The sequence below is a fragment of the Wolbachia endosymbiont (group A) of Therophilus tumidulus genome (assembly GCF_964277345.1).
Classification (GTDB): Bacteria; Pseudomonadota; Alphaproteobacteria; order Rickettsiales; family Anaplasmataceae; genus Wolbachia; species Wolbachia pipientis.
In genome coordinates, this window is record NZ_OZ195515.1 from 792,651 (window position 1) to 817,257 (window position 24,607).

The 24,607-nt window shown below is 34.6% G+C and carries 19 protein-coding genes and 1 pseudogene; 10 read left to right on the forward strand and 10 right to left on the reverse strand.

Features of this window, described 5'->3' with window-relative positions; all coding sequences use genetic code 11:
• The first annotated feature begins 46 nt into the window (after window positions 1–46).
• Entirely contained in the window at window positions 47–844 is a 798-nt protein-coding gene (locus tag ACICQD_RS04370) for a hypothetical protein (RefSeq protein ID WP_007548904.1), read from the forward strand.
• Between the two features lie 192 nt (window positions 845–1,036).
• On the opposite strand, the gene ACICQD_RS04375 is transcribed toward ACICQD_RS04370, so the two are convergent.
• Both ACICQD_RS04375 and ACICQD_RS04380 read right to left on the reverse strand, forming a co-directional pair.
• Window positions 1,037–1,309, reverse strand: a complete 273-nt coding sequence (locus ACICQD_RS04375) for a hypothetical protein (RefSeq protein WP_156518015.1) — start codon at window positions 1,307–1,309, stop codon at window positions 1,037–1,039.
• 141 nt (window positions 1,310–1,450) lie between these two features.
• A protein-coding gene (locus tag ACICQD_RS04380; RefSeq protein ID WP_395461446.1) for an IS5 family transposase occupies window positions 1,451–2,277 on the reverse strand; the annotation gives its coding sequence in 2 pieces (ribosomal slippage) (window positions 1,451–1,890 and window positions 1,890–2,277; 828 coding nt in all).
• A 58-nt stretch (window positions 2,278–2,335) separates the two neighbouring features.
• On the opposite strand from ACICQD_RS04380, the pseudogene ACICQD_RS04385 reads away from it, so the two are divergent.
• Window positions 2,336–3,505, forward strand: a pseudogene (locus ACICQD_RS04385) (phage major capsid protein); the annotation flags it as partial.
• A 390-nt stretch (window positions 3,506–3,895) separates the two neighbouring features.
• On the opposite strand, the gene ACICQD_RS04390 reads toward ACICQD_RS04385, so the two are convergent.
• From ACICQD_RS04390 to ACICQD_RS04400, 3 genes are read right to left on the reverse strand one after another with little or no spacing between them, the layout of a single operon-like run.
• Window positions 3,896–4,537, reverse strand: a complete 642-nt coding sequence (locus ACICQD_RS04390; RefSeq protein WP_395461650.1) for an amino acid ABC transporter ATP-binding protein — start codon at window positions 4,535–4,537, stop codon at window positions 3,896–3,898.
• A complete protein-coding gene (locus tag ACICQD_RS04395) occupies window positions 4,521–5,168 on the reverse strand; it encodes an amino acid ABC transporter permease (RefSeq protein ID WP_007548901.1) in 648 nt (215 codons plus the stop codon). The genes ACICQD_RS04390 and ACICQD_RS04395 overlap by 17 nt, the downstream gene beginning before the upstream one ends.
• Window positions 5,168–5,902, reverse strand: coding sequence for an ABC transporter substrate-binding protein (locus ACICQD_RS04400; protein ID WP_395461651.1), 735 nt, complete (start codon window positions 5,900–5,902; stop codon window positions 5,168–5,170). The genes ACICQD_RS04395 and ACICQD_RS04400 overlap by 1 nt, the downstream gene beginning before the upstream one ends.
• A 125-nt stretch (window positions 5,903–6,027) precedes the next feature.
• Here ACICQD_RS04400 and ACICQD_RS04405 point away from each other — a divergent pair, with 125 nt between their 5' ends.
• Window positions 6,028–6,483 (forward strand): arginine repressor, encoded by a 456-nt coding sequence (locus tag ACICQD_RS04405; protein ID WP_064125001.1) that lies wholly within the window; start codon window positions 6,028–6,030, stop codon window positions 6,481–6,483.
• A 53-nt stretch (window positions 6,484–6,536) separates the two neighbouring features.
• On the opposite strand, the gene tatC is transcribed toward ACICQD_RS04405, so the two are convergent.
• Complete coding sequence (gene tatC / locus ACICQD_RS04410) at window positions 6,537–7,298, reverse strand: twin-arginine translocase subunit TatC (RefSeq protein WP_341820291.1); 762 nt, start codon at window positions 7,296–7,298, stop codon at window positions 6,537–6,539.
• Window positions 7,295–8,392, reverse strand: a complete 1,098-nt coding sequence (locus ACICQD_RS04415; protein WP_264329858.1) for a type I glyceraldehyde-3-phosphate dehydrogenase — start codon at window positions 8,390–8,392, stop codon at window positions 7,295–7,297. Before ACICQD_RS04415 ends, tatC begins: the two co-directional genes overlap by 4 nt.
• A gap of 1,255 nt (window positions 8,393–9,647) precedes the next feature.
• Between ACICQD_RS04415 and ACICQD_RS04425 the strand changes: the two genes are divergently transcribed.
• Together ACICQD_RS04425 and ACICQD_RS04430 are read left to right on the forward strand one after the other, a co-directional pair.
• Window positions 9,648–10,181: an HK97 family phage prohead protease gene (locus tag ACICQD_RS04425; RefSeq protein WP_174515881.1), complete on the forward strand. Its 534-nt coding sequence runs from the start codon at window positions 9,648–9,650 to the stop codon at window positions 10,179–10,181.
• A gap of 135 nt (window positions 10,182–10,316) precedes the next feature.
• Window positions 10,317–12,092 carry a hypothetical protein gene (locus ACICQD_RS04430; protein ID WP_395461652.1) on the forward strand — a complete coding sequence of 592 codons (1,776 nt, stop codon included), beginning with the start codon at window positions 10,317–10,319 and terminating at the stop codon, window positions 12,090–12,092.
• Here the strand turns inward: ACICQD_RS04430 and ACICQD_RS04435 are convergent.
• Together ACICQD_RS04435 and ACICQD_RS04440 are read right to left on the reverse strand one after the other, a co-directional pair.
• A complete protein-coding gene (locus ACICQD_RS04435; RefSeq protein ID WP_395461653.1) occupies window positions 12,076–13,251 on the reverse strand; it encodes a CCA tRNA nucleotidyltransferase in 1,176 nt (391 codons plus the stop codon). The two genes, ACICQD_RS04430 and ACICQD_RS04435, sit on opposite strands and share 17 nt — an antisense overlap.
• Before the next feature lie 87 nt (window positions 13,252–13,338).
• Window positions 13,339–14,601, reverse strand: coding sequence for a hypothetical protein (locus ACICQD_RS04440; RefSeq protein WP_395461654.1), 1,263 nt, complete (start codon window positions 14,599–14,601; stop codon window positions 13,339–13,341).
• 118 nt (window positions 14,602–14,719) lie between these two features.
• On the opposite strand from ACICQD_RS04440, the gene ychF reads away from it, so the two are divergent.
• The 5 genes from ychF (at window position 14,720) to ACICQD_RS04470 (ending at window position 22,590) form a co-directional block, all read left to right on the forward strand.
• Window positions 14,720–15,814 carry a redox-regulated ATPase YchF gene (ychF, locus tag ACICQD_RS04445; RefSeq protein WP_395461655.1) on the forward strand — a complete coding sequence of 365 codons (1,095 nt, stop codon included), beginning with the start codon at window positions 14,720–14,722 and terminating at the stop codon, window positions 15,812–15,814.
• Between the two features lie 267 nt (window positions 15,815–16,081).
• Entirely contained in the window at window positions 16,082–17,275 is a 1,194-nt protein-coding gene (locus ACICQD_RS04455; protein WP_264329703.1) for an ankyrin repeat domain-containing protein, read from the forward strand.
• Entirely contained in the window at window positions 17,268–19,073 is a 1,806-nt protein-coding gene (locus ACICQD_RS04460; RefSeq protein WP_070356815.1) for a pentapeptide repeat-containing protein, read from the forward strand. The genes ACICQD_RS04455 and ACICQD_RS04460 overlap by 8 nt, the downstream gene beginning before the upstream one ends.
• Window positions 19,057–19,662, forward strand: coding sequence for a guanylate kinase (gene gmk / locus ACICQD_RS04465; RefSeq protein ID WP_395461822.1), 606 nt, complete (start codon window positions 19,057–19,059; stop codon window positions 19,660–19,662). Before ACICQD_RS04460 ends, gmk begins: the two co-directional genes overlap by 17 nt.
• 285 nt (window positions 19,663–19,947) lie before the next feature.
• Window positions 19,948–22,590, forward strand: coding sequence for an ankyrin repeat domain-containing protein (locus tag ACICQD_RS04470; protein WP_410542149.1), 2,643 nt, complete (start codon window positions 19,948–19,950; stop codon window positions 22,588–22,590).
• Here ACICQD_RS04470 and sdhA read toward each other — a convergent pair.
• Window positions 22,587–24,386, reverse strand: coding sequence for a succinate dehydrogenase flavoprotein subunit (sdhA, locus tag ACICQD_RS04475; protein WP_395461656.1), 1,800 nt, complete (start codon window positions 24,384–24,386; stop codon window positions 22,587–22,589). The two genes, ACICQD_RS04470 and sdhA, sit on opposite strands and share 4 nt — an antisense overlap.
• Window positions 24,387–24,607: the final 221 nt, after the last annotated feature.

A 24,607-nucleotide genomic window follows, 5' to 3' on the forward strand; every position in this document is an offset into this window, starting at 1 on the left:
AATAACTTAATTTATAAAAATACTAACATATTAATTAGGAATAAGCATGAGTAATATCAATAGAATAATACGCGAAGTAATCAAGGAATTCCGCTCAAAATTACCAGATAAGGAAATAGAGGAATATTCTGGCAAATTGAATAAGCTACATATCTACCAGTGCAATAAGCATATAATAGAAAATAAGAAGCTATATCATTATACAATAAATGGGAAAACCCATGCTATGGGTCAGCATGGGCATAATTTTGTCAAGAGTTTAGAAGTTATCTTGAGGAATAAGCCACAAATTTCCTTAGAAGAGGTAATTGATTTTATGGAAAAAATAATTAATTTTGGTATTGATAGTTGTTATGGAGCATTTGAGATGATATTTGAATCTCGCTCTGGTGTTACAATAGATGATGCAGTTAATTTTGTAAAAGATAGCTTATCTAGTAAATTTTATGGATTCCATGGCAGTGGGATTTTCAAAGTAATATTAGAACTTAATCCAGAGAGCTCTCTTGAAGAGATAGAGAAACAATTTAGCAAAGTAGTAGATCCTTACTTTCTTAATGCTTGGAGTCGAGAAAGTGAAAGGGCTTTTGCTAAGATATGTAGGTTATGTAGAGAAGGACATGTGGAGAATATGCAGAAATTTGATTTTAGCAATTTTAATTTAGATCAAGATAGTGCTGGAGCATTAAGAGCACTGTTACAGTATTGTGTTGACGTTTCTAATCAAAAAGCTTTAGGTGATTCACATGAATTGCATAGAGAAGAGATGGAGGGGATATATAAATTTGATGATAATTACGATTTAAATTTAGATAGTGATCATAATGATAGTATCTGGCATTGAAATTATACTACAATAATAAAATAACTGGATAAAAATTATCACCAAAAAAATTCAAAAAAGTGCTTGACATAAAAGAACGAACATTATATAGTGTCATTATCTTTTATTTTACCTCGCTTAATTTAATTACTGGATTAAGCTTACAGTACTAAGCGTGGCACAAAGTGCCACGCTATTTTTCGGTTTACATTTTCAACAGATAAAAAATGATGCCATTTCAGTGCCAAGCACATAACTGTACGAACATTCATTTTTAAAGGTAAATTGCACAACAGATGATGTCATTCCAGTGCTTGACACTGGAATCCAGAAATTTTGCTTATAACTGAGCTGATGAGCTAAAGGTAGTTGTCTTACGCTAAAACAAACGTTTTTAATTAAGTTGCATAGAAGCTGGATCCCAGTGTCAAGCACTGGGATGACAAGAAAGGGAGCACTGGAATGACATCGTTTACTATGTACCATATTGCAATATTCGTACAACTGTGGGAAACATCTATGGATGCCATTCCTATTACCTTATTTCCATTTTTATTTCATTTTCAAAGGAGGCTATTATGTCACTTACCGATATCGCTCACCGTATCAATAGACCTCTTTCGAAACTCATATAGACAGCTCAAAATTGTGAATTCCTGCTATTAAATTGAATCTCAAGCCGAAACGTTTTCTCCGATTGCGGTATCTGTCTGCAATAATTTTGAATCTTTTTAACAGACCAATTACATTCTCAACTACTACTCTTTTGCTTGCTAGCTCCCGATTTTCTACCTTTTTTTCCTTAATTAAGGGACTCTTTTTCATCCTTCTGTGTGGCAACTCGACATTTTTGTGAATTTTCTGAAAACCTCTATAGCCAGCATCGGCTAAAACTTTTATACCTTCTGATACATGCACTTTTGACTCCTTGAAAAGCCGAAAGTCATGCTTTCTCCCGTTTGAAAATGACGTACAAATAATTTTCTTGCTCTTCTTTTCTGCAATTATTTGTGTTTTTAGCGTATGTTTTTTCTTCTTTCCTGAATAAAATCTTTTCTGCTTTTTTTTGGTCTCTCTACAGGTGTTTCCGTTGCATCAATCACCAAAATCTCATATTTCACGTCGCTTTTTAGGAGTTCTTTTCGTCCTGGCAATGCGAAATCTTGGTGTTGTATTAGAGTATCCTCTACCCATTTTACAGTTTTATATGCCGTACTTTCACTTACTCCATAACTTTGACTTATGTGAAAATATGTACGGTATTCTCGTAAGTATTCTAATACCATGAGCAGCATATTCTCCTCGTTTAGCTTATTTTTCCTTCCTCCTTTGGCTTTCTTTTTTTTATTTTCTTCACATAAAATCCCTACCATTTTGTTAAATGTTGATCTCTTTACTCCTGTTAGTCGACGAAACTCCCCTTTATCGAGCTCTTTCACTATTTCATACTTCATTTCTCCTTACCTCAAAATTACTATTTTTACTGCTTTATCCTAGTTTCGAAAGAAGTCTAATGAACTCGCTTCATCATGGGAGCAATTTAAATTAATAAATGATCGCAAACTAAAAGAAATTGAAAGCAAAGGGCGTGCTGATTCTGCAACAATTGAGCAGCTATGCAAGGTAAATAATGCCATTGATAGTTGCAAAGAGCGTTTAGACTTGATCGAAACTGCAGCTCAACGCCCAGAAGTAAATACAGATTTTAGCACAAGCGATAAATATTTTTCTGATTATATCCGCAAGGGAATGGAAAGCGGTTTATCACACAAAACCCTCAGTGGAGATGACAGTGATATCGGGGGGTATCTAGTTACTCCGCATATTGTAAAACGCATAAACAAGCGCGTAACTGATTCGTCCCCAATGCGACAAATATGCTCCAGTCAAAGAATCTCTACTGAAACATTGGATTACATTATAGAAGATTTTGACCGCGCCGGTGCAGGTTGGAGCAGTGAAACAGTAGATGATGAGGACGGTGGCAATAAGTCTAAGTATGATTTTGCAAAAGATACGGACACGCCCAAAATCCAAAAGATTTCCGTCACAACTTACGAGTTATATGCTCAACCACAAATATCACAAAAGTTACTCGATGATGCGTTTGTCGATGTTGAGAGTTGGCTGGTGGAAAAGATTGCCGAGACTTTTAGTAAGGAAGAAAGCGAAGCCTTCATTAAGGGTGAGGGCACTTTTCAACCAAAAGGAATTTTAGCTTATGAAAATGGAAACAGTTATAATAAAATAGAGCAAGTTAAAACTGAAAAATTAGATAGTGATTCAATAATGATGTTGTATTACTCTCTGGACGAATATTATTCCAAAAATGCGTCATTTTTGATGAACAGGAGTACGTTGAAGGATATCAGGCTGCTAAAATCTCAAACAGGTCAGTATCTCTGGCAGCCAAGTCTGTCGCTTGAAGCTCCAGATACTTTAATGGGAATACCAGTATATCAATCTGCCGATATGCCACCAGCGCCAAACAATCAGCTACCAGTAATTGCGATGGCAGATTTCAAACAAGCTTATAAGATTGTAGATAACAGAGGAATGAGAATATTAAGAGACCCTTATACGAATAAACCTTATGTGAGGTTTTTTGTCACTAAGCGTGTCGGCGGAGAGGTTGTAAACACCAGTGCTATTAAATTGTTGAAAGTTGCGAGCAAGTACTAAAAACTTCCGCAGCATCATCTTTATAGCTGATCAAAGCAACACGTCATACCGCGATTCATTCCATAACTGTACGAACATTGTGATTTTGGCCCATCAGGAGGGTGTCATCCCAGTGCTTGACACATATAGCTAAACTGACTTAGATTTACCGACAGTTTGAAAAACAAAAATTCGTCATTCCGCTACTTGTTAGCGGAATCTATGCTGAGATATCGCGGCGGTATGACGTAGGAAAACCTTTCTTGGGTTAGCTATAGTTTGCTATATTATGTGATTTTATTTTTAGCATTGCTTCTTACATTATGTAATTTTGTTTTCCATAATGTATATTATGTAATTTTCGATGCTAAAATCTGTTATAGCTCTCAGTATGATATGAGTGATTCTCTTTTAATAATTATTTTTTAAATAGTTTTTTGGTTCATCAATTTCTTTAGGATTGATATCTACAATTATTTTTCCGTTTTTTAACAGAATAATCCGATCTGATATTTTTGTTAAAAAATCCAAATTGTGAGAAGCGATAATCATAGTAATACCCATATCTCTAACTGATTGTAATAGTTCCACAACGTCGACTATTGTTGCTACATCTAAACCAGACGTTGGCTCATCGCATAATAGAATCCTTGGATTCATCATTAAGCTTCTGGCAAGCGCAACCCGCTGTTTTTGCCCACCGGATAGATTACTAGGGTAATCATTTTTTTTAGAGGCAATACCCAAAGACTCAAGTAGTGAATCACTTTGATCCTGAGTTTTGTTTTTAAGTTTGGGAGCATATGTAAGATTTTCCCAGACAGTCATATGTGAGAAAAGTTGAAAATCCTGAAATACAAAACCAGTACTATCATTGCATTCAATGCTACCAGAATCTAAAACTTCGAGTTTTTGTATACAACGTAACAATGTTGATTTACCACTACCAGAAGGACCAGCAAGACCAACTATAGATTGTTCTATAATCAGGTTAATATTATTAAGTACTGGAACATTATTAAATAATTTACAAACATTATGCATTTTTATCATATATACCTTTCTGTTCAATCTTTTTGCCTATATATTCAATTAGTAATACAAGAGCGTAATAATAAGCCCCAGCAAGACAAAGTGGTATAAAATAAGTAAATTGTTCTGCTGCAAGCATTTGCGCAGAGCGCATAATATCAACACCACCAATAGTAGAGATTAATGCCGTTTCTTTAAGGAGTGCAATGATCTCATTTATCATTGCAGGAAGAATATTTTTAATAACTTGTGGTAATATAATATCTCTCCACATATAGAAACTAGGTATTTGTAAAGTTTTAGCTGCTTCAAACTGGTTTTTTGATATAGTTTCAATACCAGCTCGTAAAATCTCAGCAATATAAGCACAGCTATTTAGACCAAATGCTATAATGCCAGCACTAAATATGTTTAATTTAATTCCTGCAATGGTTGGAGTCATAAAATAAACAACACTTAACTGTAATATAAGGGGGGTGCCACGTATTACAGATATAATTCCATTAATTAATGGAATACAGATCTTATTATATCTGAGTACTGAAAATAACCCTCCTAGACTCATACCTAAAAGCAGTCCTCCAATCAATAATTTTAAAGTAAAGGCAAGGCCTGTTCCAACAAACAAGAAATTAGAAATTAATTCCTGCATCAGTTATCTCCTAGCCATTTTTCTGCTATTTTTTGTATTACACCTTTACTTTCTAAACTTTTTAATGCCTCGTTTATTTTATCCTTTAAAGCAGATCCTTTATTCACAGCAATAACATAACCACCATCTAACTTGGCAGTGGCTGACCATGATAGACCAGGATTTTTTTTGCTAAATACTTTACCTTGGAATTCATCAATTAGGACGCCATCAACATGACCAGACTTTAATGTTTCTACAGCTTGATTATTATTGTCTATAGCAATAATTTGAGCTGTTGTAGGAACATGCTCTTTTAGCCAAATTTCCATGACAGTTCCTAGTTGAACGGCTATCTTCTTGTGAGTTAAGTTGTTTATACCGGCTATGGGTTTATTTTTGTGATATAGAATACCAAATTCCCCTGTATAATAACTATTTGAAAAATCAAAATTTTTTTCACGCTCTTCTGTGCTACCAATAGTAGATATAGCAGCATCTACAGAATTACTTTGCAATGCTGCAAATATAGTACTAAACTGCATATCTTTAAATATCGCTTCTTTACCTAACTCTTTTGCTACTAATTGAGCAAGCTCAATGTCAAAGCCAGTAAATTTACCATTTTCATAATATTCAAAAGGTGGATAATCTGCAGAAATTGCAAATCTAATGATATTATCGTGTTTATCTTCCTTGCATCCTGTTAATAGAATACTTATCGCTATAATAGCATTTAAAATGTATTTTTTCATATTACTAATTTATATTCATATTTTATTCATCTTGTGAATATAGACATTAAAAATTGAATAGTCAAGAAATAATGAATATAATTTCAAATATACTTATTACATATTCAATATGAGGAAAATGCATAATGCATGACAACACACTAGGTGAACATATTTTAAATATTATTCAAAATCATGAAATTTTAGAACAGAGCGATTTACAGACCTTACTCAAAAAAAGAGGGTATAACATTTCTCAGGCTACTTTATCAAGAAAATTGAAAGAACTTAAAATTGCCAAAGTTGCTGGTATGTATAAAGTAATTGACATCAACCAATATCGATTACCATTAATACTTAATATGCAAATTTCGGATTTTGGTTTAATAGTACTACACACTCAACCAGGACAAGCTAGCAGCCTAGCTTACTTTCTAGATCAGAAGTATGTTATTTATTCATTAAATAATAGCAAAAACATAGGAATTATAGGAACTATAGCAGGTGATGATACAGTATTATTGATCATCAAAAGTAAGGCTGAACTTAACAAAGTATTACAATCAATTTATGAAACATTTCCATATTTAAGTCCTGAATAAGAATGTTGTAAGTTAAAAATGTGATATAAAGGAGATGAGAGGGATTCCTGTGTTTAAATCTTTGTCTTCTTTTTTTCAATATACCTACATATCAGAATGGACAATTCATATAGAATCAGCATAGGTATTGCAAGCCCTACTTGGCTTAATACATCAGGTGGAGTTAAGATTGCAGCAATAATAAAAATTACCACTATTGCGATTCTACGTTTATTTGACAAACTTTGTGTAGTCAGTAGCCCAACTCTCACCATTAATGTGAGTATTACTGGAATTTGAAATGCAGTGCCAAAAGCAAACATAAATTGGAGAACGAGGTCTAAATATTCGCTAACTGATGGCATAAACTCTATTGGTATACCGAAAGATTTCCCACTATGTTCAAAAGTGATGAAAAACTTCCAGGCTAAAGGAAATATATAGTAATAGACTACAGTAGCTCCCGTTACAAATAAAACCGGTGTTGCAATTAAGTATGGCAACAACACTGCCCTTTCACTTTTATATAACCCAGGTGCTAAGAACATATAGAATTGCCATGCAAACACAGGAAAAGAGAGCAAAAGTGCACTCATCATTGCAACTCTAAGATACACAAAAAATGCCTCCGTTAAGTCTGTGTAAATTAAAGAAAAACCTTTGCTATCTTTTGTTGCTTCTATTAAAGGTGCGAGTAAAAAACGGTATATATTTTCCTTAAAGTAATAACAAAAACCAAAAGCAACGCAAAAAAATAGAAAGCAAAAGATAACTCTTTTTCTGAGTTCCGCAAAGTGCTCATAAAATGAGGCGTATTTGCTTGAGTTCCAGTTCATACTTTACTATAGCTCAATAATGCTATGTCTAACATTCTCAGCGAAAAAGCCCACTCATTGTCATACCACGCTGCAACCCTGCATATATCACCTGTAACATATGTACCAGTTAAATCCACAATTGCACTATAAGGGTTATGCACAAAATCTATTGAGACTAAAGGTTCCTCGCATATAGAAAGTACATTTGACATTGGATAACCCTCTGTCATCCTAGTACCCTCTGATGTCATCCGAGTAGCTGACACTGGGATCCAGAAATTAGATTCCAGCGTCACGCGCTGGAATGACGTAGAGGAGAGAGCTGCATCCTTAAACATTTCATTGATTTCTTTAACGGTCGCTTTCTTATCAGTCGTAAATGTAAAATCAACCATAGAAACATTGCTAACCGGAACTCTGACGGCAGTGCCATCTAGCTTGCCCTTTAATTCAGGAATTATAGAACCAATTGTTTTTGCTGCCCCGGTTGTAGTTGGCACCATAGATAATCCGCAAGCCCTTGCTCTACGCAAATCTTTATGATTACCATCAAGAACATTTTGATCATTCGTGTAGGCATGTATAGTAGTCATAAAACCGCTTTTTATACCTAAACTGGAGTGTAGGACTTTCACAATCGGAGCAAGGCAATTTGTAGTGCAAGAACCTGCTGATATCACTTTATGCTCTTTTTCGAGCATATCGTCATTCACACCATAAACTATAGTGACATCAGCATCCGGAACTGGAGCAGAGACAATTACTTTCTCTGCATTGTGCCTTATTGCTTCTTCACGTTTATTGAATGCACCAGTACATTCAAGTATTACATCAACATTCCAAGGAATATTTTCAGGATTCCGTTCTCTATATAAAGAAAACTTTTTGCCATTTATAGAAATCCAATTTTGAGACTCATTAAAATCAATATCACCACTGAATTTGCCATGAACAGAATCATATTTAATCAAATGTGCATGCTGCTTTGCACTGAGCGATCCATTGACAGCTACAACTTCTATTTGTTTGCTATATTCTTCTATTTCGAAAATAGCACGCAATACGCCTCTGCCTATTCTACCCAGACCATTAATTCCTACGCGAACCGTCATCTCTTCATTCAAAAAATTTAATTATAGAGGATATCACTTGATATTTCATTTTATTCTTTTGCTTTTCTATCGATATGAACATTATAGCAAGGAGACAGGGCTAAAAACTTGCTTGACAAACTCCGCCAGCCCCCTTATCATGAAACTGAAGCTATTGTATTTGCTTTCGCCAATCTGCAGATTAAAAGGTAAGGATTACTTAATGTATCGGCGTCTTATGTTCAATTTTTTGCAGTATATAGATACTGTATGTCTTTACAAAACTTCATCTACATCTAGATTTTTATCTAAATAAGCTGAACGCGCTTATAAAGCGTTACAAGACATCAAAAAATGCCAATACTTGACAGAGATAGTAAAAGACTAGCTAACTCGGGGATTCTTTGTCTTTTTTTCTGCTTGGTAAATTTCTTAAACATTTGCAGCGTAGGTTAGTTGCAATTAAAAGCAGCTAAATCTTGCTTGTCAAACGTTTAAAACATAAAAAACGCCAATATTTTAAAGCAGATAATAACCCCAGGGCTTCTTTTGCCTTTTTTTTCATTTGGTAAATTTCTTAATGTTTATAGCTAAAAGAGCCCAAGAGAGGTCAATGCCCCTGTGATGTCATTCCAGTGCTTGACACTGGAATCCAGCCTTTATTATGCAGCCACTTGGTTGAAATTAAGTCTTCTGGATCCCAGTGGGCTTTGTTGCATCGCTAGCTATGATGGATTAAAGATAAAAAAGGTGGAGAATATCAGTAGCTTATTATTCTGGTATTTATAACAAGAACGGTCAGTGAATACCTAAATTTGAGTAAAAGAAATTTCACTACCACTCACTAATCCGGCTAAAATTCAAGAATTTCAATGCTTTAGCTATTTTCAATAGAATTAAATTTATTAATATAAATAACAAGTTACTATTCTTAAATTTGATCAGATTGATTGCAAAAAAAACAAGATTTTCAACAAGTTGCTTATAATCCTAATTATAGTTAGCCTTTCATAAGTAGCGATGCAACAAAGCCATCCCAGTGTCAAGCACTGGGATGACAAAAAAAGGAGGCTACTCGGATGACAGGAGAAGGTACTGCCGTCATAAAGGAACCAGTTTCAGCTACTTTCATGACATCGTTGTAACATTGTACCATATTACAATTTAGCGTTTTTAGTAACTAAGAAAAGTGCTTCCCCCTTTTAGAGCACTGCATATAATAGAATTATATCGCAGTGCATTGCGAAACAAAATTCCCAATACTACAGGAGGCTTTATGAATAAGAAATTTCTCTATTCACCATTGTCAATAAAAAGCATAGGAGAAAACGGTGTATTTTCTGGTTATGCTAGCGTTTTTAATATAGTTGATAAACAAAATGATCTGATATTGCCTGGAGCATTTAAGGAAAATTTAAACAGAAATAAAATAAAACTCCTTTGGCAGCATAATCCTGACGAACCTATAGGTAGTATCATAGATATTTACGAAAATGATGTTGGTCTATATATAATTGCACATTTACTTTTGGGTATTCAGAAAGCAGAAGAAGTGTATTTGATGCTCAAAACTGGGGCAATTAACGGACTTTCCATCGGCTATATACCTATAGAGTATGATGTTGATCATAAAAGTGGAGCTAGAGTGTTAAAACAAGTGGAATTATGGGAAGTCAGTTTGGTCACTTTTCCTGCAAACTTGGCTGCTCAGGTAATCAATGTGAAAAATCAGAACAATGAACAGGAAGTGTTAGCAAGAGCGATAGAAAAAGCAAATGCTGTACTTGCAGACATGTACATTTCTGCTTAAAGTGTATTAGGCGGGCAAAGACTTTACCATAATTTGACACCTGTGTTAGTATTTGTTTAACATTTATACTAATATATATAATTTTATTACTATTAAAATTTTCTGTAAATTAAAGTTAAAAAATAAGGTAATTTTATGCTAAATATTAATAATAAGGTTAATTATGAAATTAATATTAAGCGAAAGGAAAAAAAATACAGCTGGTCTACTGTATTTGCTTGGTTATATCTAAAAACGATTGGACGAATATTGCCCAAGAGATGGAATAGATGGGCAGAAAATATTTTGTACTACGATAAAACTACTGCAAACAATGAAGTTCAAACTGATGCTTTTAAGACAATAGATGGAAGTGTTCAAGTTGACTTAAAACCTGAAGTTGTAGAGAAAGAGAGCCAAAGTGTAGTGATAAACAAAGATGGAGGGGTTCAGACTGATGAAGTAGCATTGATAACAGAGGAAGATGATGAAGCATTAGAAGAACAGCTGGAGGGCATAAATCAGGAATTAGAACTTGAACGTTTACAAAATGCTTCCTTAAAAGAAGAAAATAGAGAATTACGATCTGCAATTGAAGGACTTGAAAAGAGTTATAAGGGACTTACAGAAGATGCAGGCGAACGAGAAGAGGAACTAACCAAATACAAACAAGATAAAAAAGCAATGCAGGATAAAGTTGATGAACAACAGAAAACTATATTTGATCAATACATGATAATAAGAGAGCAAGGAGAAGAAATTGAAGCTACTAGGAAAGATAATGAAAGTCTGCAAGCACAAATAATAGAACTTAAGAGTAGGTTAAAGGACAAGGAGGATAAATTAATTGAATTGAATCAACAATGGCAAGCTAGCAAATTAGTGGCTTTACTTAAATCACAGACTGATAAATTGTGTCAGGCTAAAGACAAAAATACTGAATTAGAAAATAAAGTCAGTGACTTAGGTCATGAAAACAAAGCTCTACGATTAAGTGTGAATACATTGACTGCTCAATTGGGTGAAATGGAGAACTTGGGAAAGCAATTACAAAGTGTTCAAGAATCTAAACAACAATTGGAGATTGATTTAGAAGGTCAATTGAAAGCTGACACTAAGAAACTACAGGAAGCAAAAGAAGGTCAATTGGCTAAAAAGGCAGGTGCAGTGAGTACAGTATCTACTGCAAAATCAACTCTTTCAAAATTACGAAACTTGCCCAATAAGCTTTCTAGGGATAAGGGTCTCAATAACTTTTTATCTGGGAAAAACGAGGAGTTAAAAAAAGGTTTTCCTGAATTTAAAGAGAAACATTTTTGCCATAACGTGCTTAATGAAACTATAAAGTCTCTATCAAATCAAGATGATGGCAAATTTGAAAGCAGTAAGCTGCTTGAATTATTAGAAAGTAATTTGAAACAATCCGCAAGGGAGATCATAGAAGCTAAGGTTAAAGAAGTTGTCAACGAACATTGTAACATTGGAAAAAATATGGGTAAAGAACTACGAGATGACACGTTAAAAGCCAAGTTGTCACCTTCTGTTAGAAAATGCGTAAAAAAATTAGAATTTAACAAACAAGAAGGGGTAAATAAGATTGTAGACTCTATCTTGCACAGCTTTAATAGCAAGAATAATAATAATAACGACTCAGGAGAATTGCTTAAAGAAATTGTTACAGGAAAATTAACAGAGGCTAAAATGAAATGTTTTTCAAATAAGATTCAAGAGTTACAACTGGCATTAAGCATAAGAGATAAATTTTTATCTCCAGATCAGGGAATGTGTAATAAAACTCAAGGAGGAGTAAACGAATATCAATTAACAGAAAAAGCTAAAAAAGAACATATACCTAATTCCTCTATGAGTTCCCCTAATATTGCAAGCATACATTCATTGAACAGTCAGAAAGCAGTTAGAATAGGTTCTTAGCATAAAGCACCAGCTCCTCTTTTGTTAAAGTGTAGGAGCTATCTTCCCAATGTTGTTTTAGCAATTCCAAGTTTCTACCTAAACTTTTTCCTGGCTGGTGACCTATACTTATTAAATCATCGCCAGATAAAGGAAATTTTGGAATATTGAATGTGTTAGCAAATGAAATGTATTCATCAACATTTTCTCCAGACTCAACACCACAAATTTTCACTAAATCACAATATAATTCTCTACCAAATAAAGATATGTATTTTTTTTGCTCTTTTTCTGAGAGTTCTGTTTTGATATCGTTGGATAGTAAAAATAGCAGCTTTTTCTTTTGCTTGTTCGAAAGACGTAAAAATTTGCTTACATATTCTCCAAGACTTAGCCTGTCATTTTTTTTAGTAGTCCTAAGGAGTAACGCTAATTTTACTAGTGCATCAGTGCCCAAAAGAAGTGGCGAAGACAGAATTTCGCATTTTACTTCTTTTGGGATAATCTTTTGCAAAACATCAGATTCTTGCATGCTCTTAAGTGTTGGAAAAGGATCATTGCACTCCAGCAATTTAAGTATTTCATCTCTTATTCTCTCTCCAGAGAGGTTTTGGATCATATGCGAATGCTTTTTGCATACGCTTAGTATTTCATCACTCAAATCTCCGACACATATTTTTGCATGAAAACGAAATGCTCTTAAAATACGTAGATAGTCTTCTTTAATTCTATCTTCAGCGTTGCCTATAAAGTTTAACCTTCGCGCTTTTAAGTCCTCTATACCACCAAAGTAATCATATATATGGCCATGCTTATCTGCATACAGAGCATTAAATGTAAAGTCGCGCCTTGAAGCATCCGCTTGCCAATTATTGGTAAATTCTACTTTTGCATGCCTACCATCACATTTCACATCATGCCTTAGTGTTGTGATCTCAAAAGATCTTTGATTTAGAACCGCAGTGATAGTTCCATGTTTTAAGCCAGTTGGAATAGTTTTAATATTACGGAGTTTTAGCGCTTTAATCGTTTGATTGGGAAGCAAATTAGTAGCTAAATCGATGTCGTGAACATCACGCTGCAAAATTGAGTCTCTCACACATCCGCCGACAAGCCTAGCCTCACCACCAAATTCCTCTATGGCATCAATAATTAAACTAGTCTCATGGTCAACTTGCATTTAGGTTAGTACGTACTGCAAGTTCATATTATATGAAATGCTTGCAAAAGCCCTATATAAAAATATACAGAGCTATGAAGATTTATTTTACACTTCCAATTGTGATATTTGTTGTTGATGAAATGTTTTTTCTGTTCTTGATTCCTCCATACTACATCTTGGTAGGCTTGAAGGGTTTTGCTGCTCTATGCGCTGCTTTATATCACTAACGCACTGCCCTACAACATCACCAATTTTTCCATCAGCATTTTCTGCCAATAACTTATCAAATCCCTTTTCAACCTCTGCTCTCTCAGAGATATCCTTTGAAAGGTTACAATATTCTAAGATCTCGTCTACCTGAAGTTTTTTTGCTAATAGGAAATCTTCTTGTTCTTGCTGCTGTCTTATTAATTCTTGAGTTACAATTTCAGCTCTAGAGTAATGATTCCCTCCAAGATATATTGTTTCTCGCTCTTTACTACCCCATAGCTCATCATTTAATTTATAACTTTCACGATTAAATACCTGATTTAACTGATCATCATTATTTATCATTTGTGGATCTGGCTCAAACTTTTGTTGCTTCTCTCTACCACTAACTTCACAATGGACATTAATTTCAATATTAGCTAAAGAAGCTAATATCTGAACTTCTTCAATGAAAGGAAAATAACTTTTACTTTCTATTGCTTCTAGATAGGCTTTATAGAGAACTTCATCGTTAAAAAATGAATCTTTTATAACTTTAGGGTCATATGTATTACCATACTCCTTTTCACTGAAGTTAGGATTCAATATTAATGCACAAGACTCAAGATCTTCTGTGATATCATCATATAACCTCTCCTTATTTTCTTCTTTAAGCAAGTTTTCAACACTGAGCAAAGTTTTTTGGTCTCTCGGAGAGTCGATATTACGCTCATTACGCTCATTAATAGCTCTTTCTATTACTGGATATATTACTTTTCTGAAGTCACCATCATCACGAAAGTTTTTTACAATTTCTTCTTTTAATTCCTGAGTCTTACTGTCAGCTTCCTCGATTTTCTTATTTGTTTGTTCAGCTAATCCTTTCATTTTCTTGGACTTACCGGTTAAATCTCTTGGTGTGTTTAAAAACGCATCAAAAACCTTTTCTAGCTGAGCTCTTAAAGGATCTGGCATACTTACATCATCTAAAGATGTAAATTGACTTAAAAATTTGTGCCATTCCATTCTCATATCTTGCGCTCTTTCAGCTCTATATGGATCAGAATTACCTTTTTTCTCTCCAAACACAGCATGGAAAAAGCAATTGCCATCACCTGTAGTATTATATTTAACTACTTGGCTATTAGTTGGTAATTTCCGTTTCCTAGATTCAGCCATAATTTTTACCTTAATTTAAGCTATATATTACTATACCAACAAAACTGTCAATAAGCAACTAATTAAGTATAGCAGAAATTTTTAAATTATGCAATAGTTATAATTTTACATAGCAAATATGAGCTTTAACTGCGGTATAGTTGGGTTACCAAACATAGGAAAATCAACCTTATTTAATGCACTTACAGAGTCAAGTGCAGCCGAAGCTGCAAATTATCCTTTTTGCACAATCGAGCCAAATATAGGCAAGATTTCGATAAAAGATCAACGTTTGAAACAAATCGCAGCAATTGCAGGCTCAGAGAAGGTAATCTACAACCAATTAGAAGTTGTAGATATTGCAGGTCTGGTAAAGGGTGCGAGCAAAGGCGAAGGGCTTGGCAATAAATTTTTAAGCCATATCAGAGAAGTTGATGCCATCGTTCATCTGCTCAGGTGCTTTACGGATGACGACATCAGCCATATACACAGTAAAATAGATCCAATATCAGATGCTGAAGTGGTAGAAATGGAATTAATCCTAGCTGATATTGATAGCATAGAAAAAAGGCTTCCTCAATTGGAAAAGAAAGCAAAGCAAGGTGATAAAGAGCTAAAGAGACAACTTGAATTAATGCAAGAGGTTTTAGCTACTTTAAAATCAGGTAAACCTGCAAGAAGTTTGGAGAATATCGATGGAGATGAGATGAAGTCGCTTCAATTGCTGACAACAAAGCCCGTTATGTACGTTTGCAATGTTGAAGATACAAATGTTATAACTGGCAATGAATTATCTAAAAAGGTAGAGAGAATGGCAGAGGAAAATAAAAGCAAATTTTATTGCATTTCAGCAAAACTCGAAGCAGATATTGCAAATCTTGATAGTGAAGAGGAAAAACAGAGTTTTTTATCAGAATTTGGCTTACAAGAATCAGGCCTTGATGGAGTAGCGCGTATTATGTATGAAGTGCTGAGTATGATAACTTTCTTTACTGTGGGCCCCAAAGAAGCACGGGCATGGCCAGTAAAAATAGGGTCAACAGCCGATAAAGCAGCAGGTGTGATCCACACTGATTTTGAGAAAGGCTTTATAAAAGCAGAGACAATAAGCTTTGCAGACTACATAAAGTATGGAAGTGAATCAGCTTGCAAAGACGCAGGAAAAATTCGCTTTGAAGGCAGAGATTACATCGTGCAAGATGGTGATATAATGCACTTTAGGTTTAATGTGTAGTTTATTATGCAGCCACTTATTTAAAGTTAAGTTTTCTGGATCCCAGTGTCTGGGCACTGGGATGACATCCTCCCTAGCGGAGATTGCTCTCAAATCACAATGTTCGTACAGTAAGCACTGACCACTTTGCTTCAATATTTGCGATGCCCCTGAACAGATACAAAAAATCTATTGTTTTTTTATAAATTAAATCCTAAGGCATTTTTTACTGTAGATTAATCATTTGATTATAGTATCATTTTAATTAAGCTTATGCTTGGGATATTTATGAAGAATATTTTATATTTTATATTATTAGCTGTCGTATTCGGATCACCCATCCTGTTTGCCGTAGAGCAGCTTGAAGAAAAGAAAATTGAATCAGTTCATAAAAACGAAAATGTAGGTGTAAGGAAGCAAGATAGCACAAATCAAAAAGATGAGTTAAAAAGCAACGTCGATGCTAAACAAACACAAGAGGCTGAGAGCAAAAGATTAGACGGCACTACCGATAAAGAGAAACTGCAACACAACGAGAACAAAGCTTTCGTGGTTGAAAAAACTATAAGTGAAGGTGAAAGGATTGATAAAGATTTGCCAAATGACCAGCTAGAAGGAAGCACAGACAAATTTGCTCAAAATTTACCAAATGTGGCCAATAAAGAAGTGAATAAAGATTTGAAACCAGAGCCTTTGCCTTTAAGTGCTGATTTAAATGAGAATACAGCTAACCCGCAAAAAAATCTACAAGCTGATCAGAGGATTGATATAAAAGATAATGAACTTTCAAAAAGTGATGCGAGTCAATTATTAGAGGGAAAAAAAGAAAAAGTAGAGAATCAGTCTGAAGAAAAAAAAGTGAAAGAAACAAACAGTAATTCCAAGGACCGCAATAGAGTAAAACCTATAACTAAAAAAGATGAAGAAGAGCAAAGTGAAAAGAAAAGTTTACAAAAATGGACAAAGCTAAACAGAGAACCAATAAAAGAATGGGGTCATAAAGACATACAAAGCAAGTCAATATATAAACGACAATATGATAGCCTTAATGAGCATCTTCCTACAACTGTGTTTATTGATGATTACAGTAAGCAATTTTTTTACTGCATTAAGAAGAACAACTTAACTTGCTTAAGAGGAGTAATAAGTAAGCTAGAAAAAATTGGATTAACAATTCAAGAGATACTAAGGTTTAGAAATAAATTGGGTGATACTCCTCTCATTTATTCAGTTAAACAAGGTGAGGTAGACATAGTGCGCTTTCTCTTATTACAAGGTGCTGATCTTAGAGTAGTTAACAATAATTTTCAATCCCCAATTGATATAGCAATCGAAAAAAAGCAGATCAATATAATAAATGCGATTGCCGAAATGATGCCACATCTTTTGGAGGATAGAAAAATAGACAATAAAGAAAGCTCAGCAATGTACGATTGGGCTGTGAAAACGAAAGAAATACAGTGCGATAAGCAAGATGATTAGATTTTTGATATTAATTTTAGTTGGTCATTTATGTTATGGAAACGAAACAAATGATGAAAAAAATCAGATTAGTGATTTTTTAAACGCTTTGCGTGATGCAAAATACGTATCTTACAGTAAAAAAGACTTTGCTGAATTTTTGGTGCAGTGCCACAAAGAGGGCGTGCCAGAAGATTTTAAGAAAGGTTTTGGTTCTAACTTAAATGGAGCTAATTTTAACCAACTGTACCTAAGTAAATCTGTTTTTGATGGAGTAAGTCTGATTGGTGCCGATTTTTCTAACACCGATTTATCCGATGTGTCTTTCATTGATGTTGATTTACGTGGTGCTAATTTTTCCAATGCTAATTTACATGGCATTAAAATAAAAGGTACAAATTTGAGTTTTACAAAATTTGTTTCTGCAAACTTAACAGATATCGTATTTGATCAGTCTAATGTTAGTTATGCTGATTTTATCAGTTCCGATCTCAAAAAAGTAAGTATGCACAACGTAATTGGTTTGCATACTAATTTCTCGAATGTGAAAATGAATTTCTCCAACTTATCAAACTCGAATGTTAGCCACGTAAATTTTAGTGATAGTGAAATAAACGATACTGTTATGCAGAAAAACAACCTTGATAATGCAAGTTTCTTTGGAGTGGATGCATATAAATTAAAGATACAATTTTCTTCATTAAAAAATGCTAACATATATGGTGCAGAGTTAAAAGAATCAGACTTTACAGGTAGCAATCTTTCCGATGCTTGCCTTAATTCTTCTATCATAATTAACAGTAACTTCGACGAAACTGATTTAAGCAACACACAAATTTCCTATGTGAATGACGATAATTCAAGTTTTGTTCAATCTATACTAAATGGTTCCAAGATAAAACATGCATATGTTTCTGAAGCAAATCTTCATGATGCTGATTTATCCAATATTGATTTTAGTTTTAGTGAACTGCATCAAGTTAATGTCTCTAATGCTGACATTCGTCACGGAAAGTTTCATAATACTAAAGTTGCAAATTCTAACATGAATGGCTCATTTTTTGACCATTCACTATTCACCTATGTGAAGATAGAAGATTCAGACCTTTCTACAACTTCAATGTATAAGATAAAAATCCAAGACTCTCAAGTTTATAACAGTACACTTTCTCGCCATAATATTGATTCTAGTGAAATAGAAAATTCAACATTCTTTAATTTATTAGCTGATAATTCGAGTTGGTCCAATTTAAAAGTAACTAATTCAAATTTTATTGAAAGCGATTTCAGATCTTCTTTGCTTCACGCTAATGCCTTTAGGAAAACTAGTTTTTTTCTTAGCAATTTGAGTAATTCAACAATTAGTGATATGTCTTTTCACTCTTCAAGCATATATAAAAGTTCAGTTGCTGATGTTCATTTAACAGATTGCAAGTTTGATAATTCGATTTTGATTGACAATCAAGGACAGAAAAAACTTGCAGGGTTAGAAAATGCTATAACTTCAATTGGAGATTTGCAAGAGAAAATATCACAGGGTGAAAAATTTAATGTAAATTATTCTTACTTTGAATTTAAGAATATGAATTTAGAAAATGCCGATTTTTCTAATTCAACATTGAGTAGAGCAAAGTTTGTAAACGTTAATTTGAATAAGGCAAATTTTGAAAAGACCGATTTGCGCTATACTGTCTTTGATAACTCTTCTCTCATTGGCACCAACTTATCAAATTCTAATTTAGAAGGTTCTAGCTTTTTAAACTCTGATCCAAAAAGCACCATGTTAAAAAATGCAAAGAAAAATGACCGTAAAAAGTGAGGGCGTATTATTGGTTCTATCCTCCCCTTCTGGAGCTGGAAAAACTACTATATCAGCAAAATTACTTGAGCAATCAACTAATTTAGTTAGGTCTGTTTCTATGACTACACGCAAGCCTCGCCCCGGCGAAATAAATGGAAAAGACTATTTTTTCGTTACCGAAGAAAAATTTCACGAGTTATGCAAAGCTGGCCAAATGCTTGAATACGCCAAAGTTTTTGAGAATTTTTATGGTATACCAAGAAATTTTATAGAGCAAAACCTGAGCAGTGGAATAAGCGTTTTACTCAGCATAGACTGGCAAGGAGCATTTCACTTATTCAAGCTCATGAGAAAAAAAGTTGTGAGTGTTTTTATACTTCCCCCTTCAATGGAAGAGCTTAGGTTGCGTTTGCAAAAGCGTAATAGTGATGATGCAAGCGAAATAGAGCGCAGATTAGCCGAAGCTCAAAAAGAGATAAGCAAACGTGATAAATATGATTATGTAATAATCAATGATGATATTGATAAAAGTGTAGAAGAGATAAGCTCCATACTAAATAAAGAAAGACTTAAAAAACTAAAAGAAAAACCAAGTCTGGAAGACTGATAAAAACATCAATTTGGATATTTGCAGCTATAGTTTCTTATCCTATTTTAGCCAATAGCACATTTCACAGTTTAGCTATATTTATTATTTTTTAAGATTAAATGGTTAAAATAGTAGCAACTGTTCAAGTGAGGTTTAACTATGACGGCAAATTTTCTCACAGAAATTAATTTTCTGCCTTTCCACCTATACATATACAACGTTTAGCTCAATTTAAAAGTCAAACTTCTTGGTTGTTAGTTTAGTGCTGACAACTTAAATAGCTTTTAATATTGAGGTTTTAGTATGGGTATAGATATAACTGCACTAACTACTAATGCAGATAAATTAGGTGAATGCATAGATAAAAATAAAAAGCAAGAGCAGGATAGAAAAGACGAGCAATTGTATGGCATTATAGAGAGAAAGGTAAAAAAAGAAGAACACAAGCGTGAAAAACCAAGAGGTCAAGATGGAACCCTCAAGAAGTGTAAAAGGTTATTTGAAAAAGATGCTAGTCCTGAAGTATTAACTAAATTAGAAGAATCACTTAGAGAACAAGAAAAATATTATAGGTATTATGTCCAATGCTTCCTTCCAGTGCTAGATAAAGCAATAGAACGATCGAAAAAAATATCAAATGAAACAAAAGAGCGAGTAAAGCAAGCAATTTCAGAAATTACTTATAATAGCAGATATTGTTTTACCCACAACCGTAGGGACAGCGAAACAGAGAGTGGCTACGGCAGTGATGTTGAAGATGATCATGAAGTAGAAATAAGCAACGAAATAACAAATAACAATGCTCTACTACTAAAAGCGATCAAAAATGGAAATAACAGGAAATTTAGAAAATATCTAAAAGATTGTACGGATATTAGCAGCATAAAAGATGAGAAAGGAAATAATATTTTACACCTAATAGTTACACAATTAGAGAAAAAACAAAAGTTTGATTTTTTAAATACAGTACTAAATGTGAGTAAGAAGGAAGAACTTAAAGCACAACTTGAAAAAGCTGTAAACGATAAAAATGGCAACGGTCAAACACCACTGCAAGCATTGTTACTTAGTAAAGTAACAAAAGAAAAACATAGTTTTGAGACTACACCTAGAAAAATTTTAACACCTTTAAAAAAACTTATACCACACTACGATAATACAATAGTATCTGCTATACAATTGCTCAAATTAGGAGCAAATATTGATGATTTGCAGTTGTCTAAAGAAGAATTACAAGACTTAAAAGAAGAGCAAAAGACATACTATCGTAATTTCTTAGAAAAATTAGCAGAGTCAGTAAAGAAGTCTAAGTTAGACCAAAAGACAGAAAACTCGGTAGTAATTAAAATCGCGAAAATTACCGACGGTGGTTACCCATTACATAAAGCAGTTTCAGATAAAAATATAGATAGATTTAATGATTTGCTACAGAGAGGTGATGATATTACTACTAAAAATGCAAATGGTGATACGGTCTTACACTGTGCTGTGACATTAAAGAAAGAAGCAAAGTGTAACTTTACTCAGCTTATACTAGAAAAAAACAAAGAACTGGTAAATACTCGAAACAAACAGCAAACACCTCTTCACCGATTACTTCAGTATATAGAAAAAAAGAGCGGGAAACAATCATGTACAGGTAAAAATTTTGAAAAAACTAAAAGGTATGAAACCCTAGAACTATTGCTAAAAAATGGTGCAGATATTACTGTGCAAGATAAAGATGAAAAAAATGCTCTGCACTATATTGCTTCATTCAAAGGAGAACAAAAAGTTGCATGTTTGAAGTTGACTTTAGGTAAGGATGAATTTAGTAAGGCTATAAATGCTGTTAACGGGAAAGAGCAAACACCTCTTCATCAGTTGCTTCAGCATATAAAAGAAAAGAATGAGGATCGATCATGTACAGATAGAAAATTTGAAAAAACAAATAGATATAAAGCCTTAGAGTTATTTTTACAAAACGGTGCAGATATTACTGTGCAAGATAAAGATGAAAAAAATGCTCTGCACTATATTGCTTCATTCAAAGGAGAACAAAAAGTTACATGTTTGGAATTGATTTTAGGTTTAGTAAAAAATGGAACAATATCTAAAGATAAATTAGGTGAAGCTATAAATGCTAAGAATGGAGAAGGGAGCACACCCCTAGAATTGGCATTAAAGAAAAAAGCAGAAAAAAGAAGTATCGAACACCTATCGCAAGAAACAATTTTTGATTTAGCAACTAATTATGATAATACAACAAAGTTTTGTGCAGCATTATTACAAAACGGTGATTCTGGTTCTTTGTGGTTAAAAGATCCAGAATTCCATACTAAAAAGTACTATTTAACTTTACGAGATCTAAAAGATTATTCAGGGACTCCACAGAAAGCACAGGAGAAAGCTAAAGAACTAAAAGAGAAGCTTGAAGAAAAATACCACTGTAAAACTGCTTCAAAAAAATGCAAGTCTGGCATTAAAGAAGCAGGTTCTGGTATAAAAAAAGGAGTATCTGCTGTAGCAGGATTCATAGATCCAGCAAAAAGGACCCGCGAACTGTTAGCAATCACGATAACGATTACTGTTATTGCAATGGTAACATTTGCTTTCTTTCAGGGTCAAATGGCAATTGGAGCAGCCATTCCTATCATAGCTACTGCTGGAGTTATATGTCTTACTTTAACTTTAGGATTTAGTGGTATTAAGAAACTTTTTGAAAAATCAACCAACAAAGCACAGGACACATTTAACGACAAAAACCGCTCTAATTCAACAACAGAGCAGAATCAAGCTTCGAAGAACCCTATTGACAATGATCAACAGAATTTAGGAAATGATTCTGAAGACCTAGCAGCAAAAAGACAACAAAATCAATCAGAGCATACAGAAAACCCAGCTACCAAAATGAGCGATATATCAATACTACGTCAATTCATAAATAAGCTTAGATGGGCTGACTAATAAACCCTCTTCTCTGGCGCTATGAAATCAATCTCACCGCTCAGAGTTTTTTCAGCCACTTTTTTATAATCAATTTTTACGTTAATTTGCCCTTTCTTTTCTTCAAGCCACGCTATAGTGTGCTTCATCCAGTTTTTGTCATCACGTTCAGGAAAGTCTTCACGAGCATGGGCACCTCTGCTTTCCTCGCGATTAGCTGCGCATTCCATGGTAATAACCGCTTGTGGGATCATGTTAGCAAGCTCCAGTGCTTCAACTAAATCACTATTCCACATCATACTGCGATCCTCAAGTGAAATATCAGGCATCATTTTTGCTACCTTTTTTATAGCTTTTTTGCCTTCTTCTAAAACTTCAGCAACACGGAACACTGATGCGTACTTTTGCATAGTGTTCTGCATTTCGCTGCGTATTTTTGCTACTTTTAGCCCACCGGAGGCAAATCGCATTTTATTAAATCTATCTACTATCCAGTCTGTGCAGTCTGAATGCAATTTTTTATGTGGTGTACCGGATTTTAGTTTCTCTCTTGCTCTGAGCGCTGCAGCTCTACCAAAAACCACAAGATCAAGAAGCGAGTTAGAACCAAGTCGATTTGCACCGTGCACAGAAACACATGCAGCTTCTCCAATTGCAAATAGTCCATCTACCACTTCTTCCTTACCTTGCTTCAGCGTGATCACTTCTCCATAATAATTGGTTGGAATGCCACCCATGTTATAGTGAACAGTCGGAATGACCGGTATTGGATCTTTAGTGACATCAACTCCAGCAAAAGTTCTTGCGGTTTCGCTGATGCCCGGCAATCTGAGTTTTATTACTTCCGGATCAAGATGCGCTATAGTTAAATACATATGATCTTTTTTTGGTCCAACCCCCCTTCCCTCTCTAATTTCAATTGTTATTGCGCGACTTACCACATCACGGGAAGCTAAATCTCTTGCTTTTGGTGCGTAACGTTCCATAAACTTCTCGCCCTGAGAATTAACGAGGTACCCCCCTTCACCACGGCATCCTTCTGTCATCAGGCACCCTGAGCCATATATTCCTGTTGGATGAAATTGTACAAATTCCATATCTTCAAGTGGTAATCCAGCCCTTACTACCATGCCATTACCATCACCTGTGCAGGTATGCGCACTTGTTGCAGAGAAATAAACACGTCCATATCCACCTGTTGCTAACACCACTCTATGCGCACGAAATCTATGTAATGTGCCGTCGCATAGCGACCAAGCAAGAACTCCGCAGCATGTTTCGCTATCCATAATTAAATCAATCACAAAGTATTCAACAAAAAATTCAGCGTTGAATTTAAGACACTGCTGATATAGAGTGTGAAGGATTGCGTGCCCAGTCTTATCTGCTGCCGCACAAGTGCGCTGCGCTGATTTTCCTTTACCAAAGTGAGTTGTCATTCCACCAAAGGAACGCTGGTATATTTTGCCATCTTCTGTACGAGAAAAAGGTACGCCAAAATTTTCAAGTTCAATAACAGCTTTAGCAGCGTTTTTACACATATATTCTATTGCATCTTGATCACCAAGCCAGTCTGAACCTTTTATTGTGTCATATGCATGCCAGCGCCAATCGTCTTCACCGATATTACCTAAAGCTGCACTAATTCCGCCTTGTGCTGCAACTGTATGACTTCGTGTAGGGAAAATTTTAGAAATGCAGGCAACTGAAAAATTAGTTGCAGCCATCCCAAGCGTTGCTCTGAGCCCTGCTCCACCTGCACCTACTACTACCACGTCATACTCATGTTCTATGATCTCATACGCTGACTTACCCATATTTACTTATTTTATCATTACAGGCTTATGATATCACAGAAGTAGAAAAAATCTATACAAGTTTTCTATAGTTAAGACGTCATGCCGCCGCGGCGCTAACAAGTAGCGGGATGACAGCAATCCTACGTCATACCGCCGCAGTATCTCAGCCACTAACACGTAGCGGGATGACGAGCTTATTGTCATGCCGCCGCGAACCGTCATACCGCCACGAACCGTCA